We start from the raw sequence: 12519 nt of genomic DNA on the forward strand, positions 1-12519 counted from the left end.
AACAGGCGTCTCGATTGCGAGAACACCTCGTTTACGTTTCTGGGGTACACGTTTCGGGCCAGGAAGGCCCCGACGCGGGACCAGTCGAGCATGTTCTCGGCGTTTCTGCCCGCGGCCAGCGCCGACGCTGTCAAAAGCATGGGCGCGGTTATCCGATCCTGGCGGCTGCATCTACGCACCACGACCGATCTGGCGGGGCTGGCACGGTGGATCAACCCGGTCGTTCGCGGCTGGATGAACTACTACGGCCACTTCTACCGGACCGAGGTCTTCGCCCTGCTGCGACGCATCAACACCTACCTGGTGCGATGGGCGCGACGGAGGTTCAAACGGCTCAGGTCATTCAAAAGGGCCCAGCGATGGTGGAAAGACCTGGTGCAACGTCAACCAGGCATGTTCGCCCACTGGGCGTGGATGACCGAGTTCTAAACGGACTAGATGAGAAGAGCGGAGTGATGGGAGACTGTCACGCTCCGTTCTGTGGGAGCCCCGGGGTGAGACCCCCCGGGGCCACCCGGCAAGCTAGACGTGCTCGATCGTGCTGCGCCCTCGTGTGTCGCACACCGACACGGCCGCTGTCATGGGACCGCGTCTCGCCGAGGGCGGTGCCGGCGAACTGGCCGGCCTCCTCGACGCGGGGAGTCCGGACGTCCAGCGTCCGCGCAGCTCGTTGAGGTTCTGACCGGAACTGGCGGCAGGTGTGCGCGCCGTCTTGCGTGGCTCGCCACCCGCACTGAATGATCGGCTCGTGGCCAAGCACGAAACTCGTGGCGTGAACCGGTGGGAGCTGCTTGCGTGTGCCGTCAGCGGGCACGCCACCTATGCGCCCGACGACGAGGCACTCGCAGACCGGCTGAGCGCCACCACCGAGCTCGGTGACGTATGGCGCTGTCTTCGCTGCGGCGACTTCACCCTCGGTGAGCCGCATGGACGCGGTGGTCCCGAAGACGCACCACTGATCATGCGGGGCAAGGCGTTACGTCAGGCCATCATCATCCGGGTGCTCGCGGTCGAGCGACTGTTTCGGGCCATGGTGCTCGGTCTCGCCGCGTGGGCGGTGTGGGAGTTTCGCGGGGCACGTGGAGCCATTCAAGCCACCCTCGATCGCGACCTTCCGGTCTTTCGCGCGGCCGGGTTCAAGGTCGATCAAATGTCGGCGATACACGAACTGGAGAAGGCGCTGGCCGCAAAGCCATCCACGCTGACGCTGATCACGTTCATGCTGGCCGCCTATGCGGCCTTGCAGGTGGTCGAGGGCGTGGGCCTATGGCTGCTGAAGCGTTGGGGCGAATACTTCGCGGTGGTGGCCACTTCGCTATTCCTGCCGTTGGAGATCCATGACCTGACCAAGGGCATCACCATGACCCGGGTGGTGACCTTCACCATCAATATGGCTGCGGTGCTGTACCTGTTGATCTCGAAGCGGTTGTTCGGCCTGCGCGGTGGCCGCCAGGCATATGAGGAAGAACGGCACGGCGAGCAGTTGCTCGACCTGGAACGCGCAGCCATGACAGCCTGATGGCGCCGCCCGAGCAGGATCGGAGATCGCAATGGGCACCTACGCAATCACCGGAGCGGCATCCGGGATGGGCCGCGCCGCCGCGGCCCGGCTTCGGGATCACGGCCACACGGTGATCGGCGTCGACCTCAAAGACGCCGACGTCATCGCCGACTTGTCGACACCCCAGGGACGTGCCCAGGCCGCGGACGGGGTCGTGGCGGCCTCGGGCGGCAGGCTCGACGGTGCCGTGCTGGCTGCGGGCTTGGGGCCAGGCCCGGGGCGGGACCGGCTGCGGCGGATCGCGCAGGTCAATTACCTGGGCGTGGTCGAGTTGTTGCACGCGTGGCGGCCCGCATTGGCCGCCGTCGAACGTGCGAAGGTGGTCGTTATCGCAAGCAACTCGACGACGACGGTTCCAGCGGTTCCCCGGCGAACCGTGCGAGCACTGCTGGAGAATGACGCCGATGGGGCGTTGCGGTCAGTGAAGTTGTTCGGCAGAGGGGCGCCTTCGATCTTGTACGCGGCGTCGAAAATCGCGGTGAGCCGCTGGGTTCGGCGCCATGCCGTGCTGCCGGAATGGGCCGGTTCGGGTATCCGGCTGAATGCTCTTGCGCCCGGGGCCATCATGACGCCGTTACTGCAGGAGCAGCTGTCGGACCCTACGCAAGCCAAAGCCGTTCGGTCGTTCCCTATTCCCATCGGTGGATTCGGCGACGTCGCGCACATGGCCGACTGGATTTGCTTCCTGCTGTCGGACTCTGCCGACTTCCTTTGCGGCAGTGTCGTGTTCGTCGATGGCGGTTCCGACGCATACTTCCGGGCCGACGACTGGCCGAAGCCGGTGCCGGTGCGAAGACTGCCCGGGTACCTCGTGCGGTTCCGCCGCGGTTCCCGCATGATGACTGCCGGCGATCGGTGACCGGGCTACCGCCGATGGGCTCGCCGTGACGATCGGGGTCATCTGCGCGATCCCGCAGGAGTTGTCCTACCTGCTGGGTTTGATGTGGGGGCCCGAACGCCACCAGATCGCCCAGGTCACCTTCGACGTCGGCGCGCTCGACGACCACCCGGTAGTCTTGGCCGCAGCCGGCATGGGCAAAGTCAACACAAGTCTGGTCGCGACGCTGCTTGCCGACCGATTCAGTTGCCGCACGATCGTTTTCGCCGGTGTCGCCGGCGGGCTGGATGCGGAGCTGCAGATCGGCGACGTCGTCATCGCCGAACGGGTGGTCCAGCACGATTTCGGCCTGGTGGAGGACGAGCAGCTGCAGCCCTACCAACCCGGACACATACCCTTCATCAAACCGACCGAGCAGCTTGGCTACCGGGCCAACCCCGGGCTGATCGAGCGCGTGCGGGCCCGTCTGGACGGGTTCGCCCTGCCGCCTCTGTCGATTGGTGCAGGTGACCACGACCGGCCGCCGCGAATCACCTTCGGCACCGTTCTGACCGGCGATCAATACCTGCACTGTGAGCGCACCCGCGGCCGGCTGCACCACGAATTCGGCGGCCACGCAATCGAAATGGAGGGCGGTGCGCTGGCTCAGGTCTGCGAATCCTTCGGCATCCCGTGGCTGGTCATTCGCGCGCTCTCCGACCTTGCCGGCAGCGATTCCGGCCTGGATTTCAACCGGTTCGTCAACGAGGTCGCCGACGGCTCGGCCCGGATCCTGCTGCGATTGCTCCCGGTGCTCACCCGCCATTCCACGATCTGGCCACCCACACCGGTCCGGATGTCATAGCCCACCACGAAGTAGGCGGTGTGGGTCTAAAGCTAAAAGCCCTTGATCACACGCGAACCTGGTAACCAATACCCGCAAAGGAGGTAGTCGCCGGCGAGCCGCGAGAAGTTCCATGGGAGTTGTCCGACTCGCCACGATTGCCGGTGTACTCCGGTCAACCACCAAAGGGCAGGACGGCGAAAACGATAGCCATTGCCAGAGCCATCGATATCCGGCCGGTCTGCACCAGGGCGTCGCGCTGGCAGCCAGTCGCAGCGCGCCGCCACCCGGCCAGGGAGATGGCGGCCCACACGATCGCCGCGATCGTGAAGACCAAGAACCACAACCAGGTGACGGAGGCAACCCATTCCGGCTGGATGCTGTCCGCCGGCATGGGCATCGCCGACATCTCCATGCCCGGCATCGAGGTGGCTGTCGATGCCGGGTTGGGAGTGACCGGCTTGCCGGGCAGTAGCTGACCGTTCATCACGACGTACATCCATGTCATGGCGAGCATCATGAATGCGTGGTAGCTGCCCGCCGCCCACTGGGCGATCGTCTTGGCCGAGACCACGGTCAGTGCGACAAACCACCCGGCCGCCAGCAGAAAGAAGACCGCGGGTCCGGTCGTCGGCGCATGGATGCCCCAGGGCCAAATCATGACCGCCATCGCGATCGCCATCACCAGATGCAGCCCGTTGCTGACGACGGAGACCCACCGTCGCCGCTGGCCGATCGCCGCGACGACGTAGGTGGCGCCGCTCAGCACGAAAAGTCCGGTCAATAGCCAACGAAGCAGCAGTTCATCGACCATGTGGAGCTCGATCGCCGGGATTCACCGGAGGTCATGACGTCACTTTCAGGATCGGTATCGACGGCCTCCGAAGAATATGCGGTCCGCGGCCCTTAGGTGGGGCCGGCGAATCCAAGGTCGGGCATCGGGCATCCGGTGCGACATCGGGTCGTAAGCTCGTGGGGTGCAGACCGACGCGACCGCTGACCGTTCGCCGTCGGCGGCGCCGGCCTCGCGGTCGATCTCGGGGGCGGTGGCCGGGCTGCTTCTTGGTCTGCTCGGCATCTCGGGGGTGTTGGCTGGCTACGGGCTGGCGTCGGGAGCGCGCCGCTATGCCACGGCGGGTAACCCGTATCCCGGTGGGTTCCTTTGTATTGCGGAGCCGCTGGGGTACTTTCTGGCGTCGTTGGCGACGGCAGTGTGCCTGGGTGCACTGGTGTACGTCGTCATCGCGTCGCGCCCGGAGCACGACGGCTTGATCGATGCGGCGGCATTCCGGATTCACCTTGTGGCAGAGCGTGTTTCCGTTGCCTGGCTGGGGCTTGCAGTGGTGATGGTGATCATTCAGGCTGCCCACGATGCCGGTGTGGCGCCGTCGCAGCTGCTGGATGGTGGAGCGCTGCTCGATGCCGTCGGCGCCTCCGAGGTCGCACGGGGGTGGATCGTGGCGGCGATCGGCGCGCTGGTGGTCGCCGTCACGCTGCGGCTCAGCACTCGATGGGTCGGCCATTTCGTGTTGCTTATCCCGACCGTGATCGCCGCGGTTGCGACGGCGGTCACCGGTAACGCGGGGCAGGGGCCGGACCATGACTACACGACCAGCGCCGCGATTGTCTTCACGTGGGCCCTTGCCACGCTGACCGGGCTGAAGACGGCCACTGCAGTGGCCACCGCGCCGCCGGGTCGGGCTGTGCAGGTGATGCAGGTGGTCTGCGGAGCGTTGACGCTGTCCTACGGAGCGGTGCTGCTGTATCTACTGATCCCGGGTTGGTCGTTCGACTCGGACTTTGCTCGCCTCGGTCTTGCGGCCGGCCTGGTGGTAGCGCTGGTGTGGTTATCGGACTGTTGGGGCTTGTTCGTCCGGCCCGCGGAATCCGGCGGTGCCCGTATCGCCGGCGCCGTGGCCATGATGGCCGTGCTGGCTGCGGTGGCCGCGATGGCGATTCAGACCGCGCCTCGGTATGTCACCCACCAGTTCTCGGCGTGGGACGTCTTTCTCGGGTACGAACTGCCGCAGCCGCCGAACGTCGCCACGTTGCTCACCGAGTGGCGGTTCGACAGCCTGGTCGGGACTCTTGGCGTGGTGCTCGCCGTCGGGTACGTGGTCGCTTACGTGCACCTGCGGACGAACGGCAACGCCTGGCCCGTCGGCAGATTGATGGCATGGCTGATCGGTTGTGTCGTCCTGGTTTTCACCAGCAGCTCGGGCATGCGCGCCTACGGGTCGGCGATGTTCAGCGTCCACATGGCCGAGCACATGACGCTGAACATGTTCGTCCCGGTGCTGCTGGTGTTGGGCGGCCCGGTCACTCTGGCGCTGCGGGTATTGCCCGCCGCCGGTGACGGACAGCCGCCCGGCCCACGCGAGTGGTTGACCTGGCTGCTGCATTCGCGGGTGACGGCATTCTTGTCGCATCCGATCACCGCGTTCATCCTCTTTGTGGCCTCGCCCTACATCGTTTATTTCACACCGCTGTTCGACATCCTGGTGCGCTACCACTGGGGCCACGAGTTCATGGCCGTCCACTTCCTGATCGTCGGATACCTCTTCTACTGGGCGATCATCGGTATCGACCCGGGACCGCGCCGACTTCCCTACCCGGGTCGGATCGGTTTGCTGTTCGCGGTCATGCCCTTTCACGCCTTCTTCGGCATCGCGTTGATGACCACGTCATCGGCGATCGGCAGCGGGTTTTACCGGTCGGTTGGTCTGCCCTGGCTGCCGAGTATTGTCGCCGATCAACATCTTGGCGGCGGAATCGCCTGGAGTGCAACGGAACTGCCCATCATCATAGTGATCGTGGCGCTAGTGGCGCAGTGGGCGCGCCAGGACCGGCGTGTCGCTGCCCGTGAGGACCGCCATGCGGACAGTAACTACGCCGACGACGACCTGGATGCCTACAACGCGATGCTTCGCGAACTGTCCCGGATGCGCCGATGATGCGGGCCGGATCCTGGGGCTGGATCTGTCCCGCGGCAGTCGGATTCATTTCGGACCCGTCGCATCGGCCGCCCGAGTATCCGCGGGTTTGCGGTGTTGGATTTGCCCGTCTCACTCGAAAGTTCAAGGTGACCACGAATGCGGCTGGTCAACGATGTCTTCGTGCGCAGCTTTGGATGCCCACGCACACTTTGGCTGTGCTATTGGCACGCCGATAACGCTCTTTCACTCAAACCGCTTGTGATGGCAGGCGTTCGGGGGATGTCGCACGTGCTCACCGAATCGGGTGTCATGCCGCCGCATCGAGTGTGCGGTGACGGCTTTGACTGTGTGCGTGGGGCGGAACCATCCATGATCGGCCGCCTTGACGGCACAGTCGGCGCCGTGAGCGCACAGTCGGCGCCGTGAGCGCACACTCGGCGTCATCAGCCACCGACCCAACCGCACCAGCACGCGATTTCCATCTCCCCATACCGCGGCCGCAGCCCCACAATCGCTTCAGCGACAGATCTGTTGTGCGCCTTAGCTCTTAGCGTGTGGCTGGTTGGCGGGCAAACCGGGTACCGGCTCGGCCTGACATCGGTGTGAAAGATGTCGGTGCTGCGACTTCGCATCGACCTCTAGCCACCGCGCTACAAAGAGTCCTGGACCAAGAAATCACATCCGTCACACGGACCCCAGGCCCATCCGGTTGGCAATATGCCCGCCTATCAGCGACAAGCCAAGGGGCGCAACCAATGTGTCGCTAGCAGGTGGGCAAACAGTGGCACCCCGAACCCGCGGAGATTGATGTGGCTGATGGGAAAGCCGCAGTTGCGCCCTACAACGAGGGCACTAGATCAGCACCGTGCTAGCCCGCCGCCGGGATCCGCGGCATGACATAGGCGCGCGGCGGGATCCGCAACGCGCTGTTGACACCGCTGCCACCGCCGGAGGGTGTCGGCCCCAGCGGCAGCCCGCCCAGCATGTGTCCCGGCGCGCTTTGCGCAGCGCTGCCCAGGCTGGTAGCCGGCAACACCCGAACCGCCGGGTTCATCGCGTGATTGGCCGCGGCCCAGCTTTGCGGTACCGATAACGAGCCCACCGAAGCGGCCCGGCCCAACCCGGCCGCTAACCCCGAACCGCCCAGCCCGCCGGAAGCCGACCCCAGCGCTGTCGTCCCGCCCGCAATCGCCTTGGCCGCGGCGCCGGCAGCCTCGCTGACCGCGGCGGGCACCGCCCTGGACATGGCGGCCCCCATCTGGGTCATGGCAAGCGCGTTGTTGGTCACCGAAACACAGTTCTGACCTATTGACACGATGTCTCTGAAGGTGCCCAGGTGCGGCGAGATCTCCCTCCACAGTTCCACCAGCCAGTTCCACGGTGCCGGTTCGCTGAGCATTCGTAGCGCCCGGGGCACCTCGGACATCAGCTGCCTGATGGCGGCGGCTTCGACCTCCCCGACCAGCGCGAGCTGCCTGGCCAGCCCATCGGTGCGGGTGGTTTCCGGGGCCTCCTCGAACGGCGTCAACGTCGACGCGGCCGCCGAGGCAGCCGCGTAGCCATACATCGCAGCGGCGTCCCGGGCCCACATCTCCGCGTACTCCGCTTCGGTCGCCGCGATCGCCGCGGCGTTTTGCCCGAAGATATCGGTGGTGACCAGTGTCATGAGCATGGCCCGGTTCTCCGCGATAACCGGTGGCGGCACCGTCATCGAGAACACCGCATTGAACGCGGTCACCGCCGCCATGGCCTGGATGCCGGCCTGCTCGGCCTGGGTCGCGGTGGCGTTCATCCACGCGACATACGGTGCTGCCGCGGCCGCCATCAACACCGACGCCGGACCCAGCCAGGAACCCGCCGTCAGCCCCGAGATCACCGACTGGTATGAGGCGGTCAGCGAGTACAGATCGGCGGCCAGACACTCCCACGCCGCCGCGGCGGCCAGCAGCGAGCCCGCACCCGGACCGGCGTACATCCTGGCGGAGTTTGTCTCCGGTGGCAGTGCTGCGAAATCCATCATGTGTGGCCCTCGTCCTAGATCGGCTGACTTAGCGGGCTGTCGTCGCGTCGGCGGCCGCAGCGGCGGTGTACGAACCGGAGCCGGTCCCGAACGCGGCCCAAGCATTGACCAGCTGATATCGCGCTGCGCCGGGCCCACCGCGTGCAAGGGTTCTCGTCGACGTCGGCGCCATCGCCGGTTGCGCCGCAACGAACATCCGTTTCCTCCTCAGTTCAGCGAAGCCCGAGCAGTCCCGCGGGTGATCAATGTTGTTGCCAATCAAGCGGTCTGAAAGCCCGCGGGAGCTACGTCACGGGCTGCGTTGGCGTGACGGAGCATGCCGATAACCGCTGCGACGGGTGCCGTGGCTGACGCTTCGGCGCCAAGCGATGCCCCCGGCGGTTATCGACTGATTTCTAAGTTATCGGCCGATACCCAGCGTGTCAAGGGTTGTTGATCGACGGATATTGGCAAACCGTGGGCCTCGCGTGGCCTTCGGCGAGCGCCCGGGGGCTGCCATCCATGTGCGGCTGCGAGCCGGCTGCTAAACACGCCTTGGCCTTGCGGTTATCAAATGATAACATCTAACTCATGCTGCTATCGGGCGATAACCGGCGTGGGCTCGAAGATGTTTTTGGGGACCCGCGGGACCGACATGTGTCGAACCCCAATTCGTTAGCCGAGGTTCGTTGCACCGCTGATGCTGTTGGCATCAGGCCGGCTCGGCGCGATATTGCGAACTAGCGCGGTCATGGCCATGTCTCAGCAGCCGTCCGTAGCAATCGTTGTCCCTGCGCATAATGAAGAACATTTTATCGGCAAATGTCTTGACGCATGCCTCGACCAAACGTCGGCACCGGACGAGATAATCGTTGTCAATAACAAGTCGAGTGACAACACCGTATCGATCGTGCGCCGATATCAAGAAGAGAACCCGCATATCGACATACGGCTGCTCAACCAAAATGAGCATTTAGGTATCGCGCCGACGCGCAACTGTGGGTTCGACCATGCGCGCAGTCGGATCATCGGCCGGATTGATGCCGATTCCATCGTTGACACGGACTGGGTCGAGACGATTCGCCGGTGTTTTCAAGACTCCGACATCGACGCGGCCACCGGCCCGGTCCACTACTACGACATTCCGCTGCGTGGGCCGATATTCAGGATCGACCACATGGTCCGTCGCAAGCTGCATCGCACGGCAACCGATCAACGGTTCCTCTTGGGCGCCAACATGGCAATCCGGACCTCGGCGTGGCAGGCGGTACGTCATCTCACGCAGCTGGATCTGGAAGACCAACTCCACGAAGACATCGATCTTGCACTGACGCTGTTCAAGAATAATTTCGAGATCGCATACGAATCCACGATGGTGGTGGGCGCGTCTGGCCGCCGGGTGGAATGCTCACCGCTCGACTTTTTTCGATATGCCACGCGTTATACCAGGACGACAAAGGCGCACGGCGTCAAGAGTCGTTCGGCGCGTATAACGATTGCCGTCCTCATGCTGGGATATTTCCCGGTCCGAACACTGCGGTTCTTTTATGACGCCGAGAACAATCGGTTCACGTTGTCAAGGCTGCGTGGCCGCGTCACCATCGCCGTTGGGCTGCGGGCTCGGCGGGCTCGGCGGGCTTGGGCGGCAGTCGGTTCGTTCGAATGACGACGAGATAACGAGCGATGGCACCACCTCGTGCGGTGGCTTAGTATCTACGCATGAACGCAGATATGTGGGCTCCAAGCGTGTCGCGCGAGGTTCCGGATGTTGGCCGACGACGAGTCGTTGGCCAACGAGCTTCGCCGAGCGGGCGGGCCGGCACCGTTCGGGGCGTCACCGCCAACCTTCCGTCGTGAAAGGCACGTCGGAAATGAGCGAGCACCACACCGAAACCTTCAGTGCCGCAGCCACTTATGGCGGCCACAATCCCTCGGATGACGACCACGGCCACGACCATCCCAAGGGGTTGCAAGCCGTGGTCAGAGAGATCTTCGCCCCGCACTCTCACGACGCTGCCGCCAGTATCGACAATGCGCTGGAATCCAGTGCGGCCGGGATCCGTGCGGTCAAGATCAGCCTGTTGGTGCTGGGAATCACCGCGATCGCCCAGGTTGCCGTCGTGATCATCTCCGGGTCGATTGCCCTGGCAGCCGACACCATCCACAACTTCTCCGACGCGCTCACCGCGGTGCCGTTGTGGATCGCGTTCGCACTGAGCACCAAGGCTGCCACCCGCCGCTACACCTACGGCTTCGGCCGTGTCGAGGATCTGGCCGGCCTATTCGTGGTAGCGATGATCACGATGTCGGCGATCATCGCCGGCTACGAGACCGTCGTGCGGCTCATCCACCCCCAGCCCGTCGAAAACGTCGGCTGGGTTGCCCTGGCCGGGCTAATGGGATTCATCGGCAACGAATGGGTCGCGCTGTACCGGATCGGCGTCGGCCGACGCATCGGCTCAGCCGCCCTGGTCGCCGACGGCCTGCACGCCCGCACCGACGGCTTCACTTCCCTGGCCGTCCTTTTTGCCGCCGGCGCTGTCGCACTGGGCTTCCCGCTGGCCGACCCGATCATCGGTCTGGTGATCACCGTGGCCATTCTGGCTGTGCTGCGCACCGCGGTGCGCGACGTGTTCCACCGCCTGCTGGACGGCGTGGACCCGGCCCTCATCGACACCGCCGAAGCCGCCCTGGCCGCCCGGCCCGGGGTTCGATCAGTTCGCAGCCTGCGGATGCGCTGGATCGGCCACCGCTTGCACGCCGACGCCGAACTCGACATCGATCCAACCCTGAGCCTGACTGACGCGCACCGCATTGCCCACGACGCCGAACACGATCTCATCCACGCCGTCCCCAAACTCGCCACGGCGCTGATCCACGCCTATCCTGCGGACCACCCAAACGCTGCAGAGCAGCACCGCCATGGCAGCGAGCCGCCCACCGAGACGAGCTCCGTTTGGCGCTGACAACAGCGCCTGCCCCGCCTGGGCGCTGGCCCGTGTGATGTGCGCTATCCGGCCGCTGGCGGACGTGGCACGACCATGGGACGAAAACCGTATCGCGGTACCGCACCGCCCATGCCCTGGCCGGCCATCCCGGCGATCGGAACCCCCGGCATCCCCGGCACGCCTGCCGCGCTTTCGGGCACCACGCCCCAGCCGGTGGGGAGCGCCGCGGCGGCAGAGCCGGCCGCGGGAAGCGTGGCCCAGCTTGCCGGCACCGACAACGCGCCGATCGATCCCGCTCGGCCCAAACTCGCCGACATCGCCGCACCGGCCGACGACATGCCAGCCACCGAACCAAGCCCACCCGCCAGCGCCGAACCCAACGACACCGCGTCGCCGGCGGCGCCCTGCGCCGCCGATCCCGCCACCAGCGAGAGCGACGCCAGCGACTGGGTCAGCCCCAAACACGAACTGACCGAGCTCAGGATCAGCGGCACAGCGGTGACAAATATGAAGTCCAGCCAATCCGGCGGGTCCATGGAGAACCGCGGTGATGCGAGTTCCTGCAGGGCCTGGGGCACCCGGGATAGCAGTTGCGACAGCGTGGTCAGCTGCGCGTCCGACTCGGCGGCCCTGGCCACCGCAGCGGCCTGGGCGGTCAATCCCGCTTCGTTGGTGGTTGGCGGCGGGTCGGTGAAGGGCGCCACCCGGGATGCGGCCGCGGAGGCGGCCGCATACGCATACATCGCGGCGGCGTCCTGAGCCCACATTTCGGCGTACTGCGCCTCGGTGGTCGCGATCGCCGTGATGTTTTGACCCAGCGCATTGGTCGCGACGAGCGAGGCCAACACCGTCCGATTGGCCGCCACCTCCACCGGCGGGACGGTCATCTGAAACGCCACCTCATAGGCTTGCGCGGCCGCCCTGGCCTGGCTCGCAGCGTGCTGCGCCTGGGACGCGGTTGTGGCAAGCCAGGACACATACGGCGCCGCCGCCGCGGCCATGGACGCCGATACGGAACCCCGCCATGGTCCCTCGGTCAGTCCCGATACCACCGACAGGTACTCGACCGCCGTCGCGTACAAGTCGGCGGCCAGCACCTCCCACGCCGCGGCTGCGGCCCGCAACGACCCCGAGCCGCCGCCGGCGTACATCCGACCCGAATTGATCTCCGGCGGCAATACCGCGAAATCCAGCATGGCTAACCGCCGACAGCTTCGACAAGGCGCCGTGGCGCCGTCACCGGCCGGATTCCATTCAGCCGCAGCCGCATGGCCAATGACCAATGGGTACAGAGCTTTTCGGCTTCAAGGTTCATCGAAAACATGGAGGTTGCTCCTCAAGTCAGCCCAGAAGGCGGGAACGTTATCAGTCGATAACTACACGCCCCAGCTAGGTTATCAGCAGATAACTTGGT

The 12519-nt window shown here is 65.4% G+C and carries 12 protein-coding genes; 8 read left to right on the plus strand and 4 right to left on the minus strand.

From position 1 onward, the window contains the following. The 4 genes from EET03_RS00130 to EET03_RS00145 form a co-directional block, all read left to right on the plus strand. Positions 1 to 429, plus strand: a 429-nt coding sequence (locus tag EET03_RS00130; protein ID WP_279637558.1) for a group II intron maturase-specific domain-containing protein, incomplete at its 5' end; no start/stop codon positions are given. A gap of 319 nt (positions 430 to 748) precedes the next feature. Then, entirely contained in the window at positions 749 to 1519 is a 771-nt protein-coding gene (locus EET03_RS00135; RefSeq protein WP_075540841.1) for a DUF2127 domain-containing protein, read from the plus strand. A gap of 31 nt (positions 1520 to 1550) precedes the next feature. Continuing rightward, on the plus strand, positions 1551 to 2420 hold the full coding sequence (locus EET03_RS00140) for an SDR family oxidoreductase (protein ID WP_075540840.1): 870 nt from the start codon (positions 1551 to 1553) through the stop codon (positions 2418 to 2420). Positions 2421 to 2445: 25 nt separating this feature from the next. Next, positions 2446 to 3243 (plus strand): 5'-methylthioadenosine/adenosylhomocysteine nucleosidase, encoded by a 798-nt coding sequence (locus EET03_RS00145; protein ID WP_075540839.1) that lies wholly within the window; start codon positions 2446 to 2448, stop codon positions 3241 to 3243. Between the two features lie 154 nt (positions 3244 to 3397). Here EET03_RS00145 and EET03_RS00150 read toward each other — a convergent pair whose 3' ends face one another. Next, positions 3398 to 4036, minus strand: a complete 639-nt coding sequence (locus tag EET03_RS00150) for a DUF5134 domain-containing protein (protein WP_075540838.1) — start codon at positions 4034 to 4036, stop codon at positions 3398 to 3400. A 163-nt stretch (positions 4037 to 4199) separates the two neighbouring features. Here EET03_RS00150 and EET03_RS00155 point away from each other — a divergent pair, with 163 nt between their 5' ends. Together EET03_RS00155 and EET03_RS00160 are read left to right on the plus strand one after the other, a co-directional pair. After that, entirely contained in the window at positions 4200 to 6176 is a 1977-nt protein-coding gene (locus EET03_RS00155) for a cytochrome c oxidase assembly protein (RefSeq protein WP_075540837.1), read from the plus strand. Between the two features lie 138 nt (positions 6177 to 6314). Next, positions 6315 to 6584, plus strand: coding sequence for a hypothetical protein (locus EET03_RS00160; protein ID WP_075540836.1), 270 nt, complete (start codon positions 6315 to 6317; stop codon positions 6582 to 6584). Positions 6585 to 7026: 442 nt separating this feature from the next. On the opposite strand, the gene EET03_RS00165 is transcribed toward EET03_RS00160, so the two are convergent. Continuing rightward, positions 7027 to 8178, minus strand: a complete 1152-nt coding sequence (locus EET03_RS00165) for a PPE family protein (RefSeq protein ID WP_075540835.1) — start codon at positions 8176 to 8178, stop codon at positions 7027 to 7029. A gap of 28 nt (positions 8179 to 8206) precedes the next feature. Continuing rightward, positions 8207 to 8374, minus strand: coding sequence for a hypothetical protein (locus EET03_RS29985; RefSeq protein ID WP_167470562.1), 168 nt, complete (start codon positions 8372 to 8374; stop codon positions 8207 to 8209). A gap of 483 nt (positions 8375 to 8857) precedes the next feature. Here EET03_RS29985 and EET03_RS00170 point away from each other — a divergent pair, with 483 nt between their 5' ends. Continuing rightward, positions 8858 to 9823: a glycosyltransferase family 2 protein gene (locus EET03_RS00170; RefSeq protein ID WP_075540834.1), complete on the plus strand. Its 966-nt coding sequence runs from the start codon at positions 8858 to 8860 to the stop codon at positions 9821 to 9823. A gap of 187 nt (positions 9824 to 10010) precedes the next feature. Continuing rightward, the gene (locus EET03_RS00175) at positions 10011 to 11123 is read left to right on the plus strand and encodes a cation diffusion facilitator family transporter (protein WP_244232186.1); all 1113 of its coding nucleotides are present in this window, start codon (positions 10011 to 10013) and stop codon (positions 11121 to 11123) included. A 44-nt stretch (positions 11124 to 11167) separates the two neighbouring features. Here the strand turns inward: EET03_RS00175 and EET03_RS00180 are convergent, their stop codons facing one another. Next, complete coding sequence (locus tag EET03_RS00180; protein WP_075540833.1) at positions 11168 to 12301, minus strand: PPE family protein; 1134 nt, start codon at positions 12299 to 12301, stop codon at positions 11168 to 11170. Positions 12302 to 12519: the final 218 nt, after the last annotated feature.

This window comes from Mycobacterium innocens (assembly GCF_900566055.1).
Taxonomy (GTDB): domain Bacteria; phylum Actinomycetota; class Actinomycetes; order Mycobacteriales; family Mycobacteriaceae; genus Mycobacterium; species Mycobacterium innocens.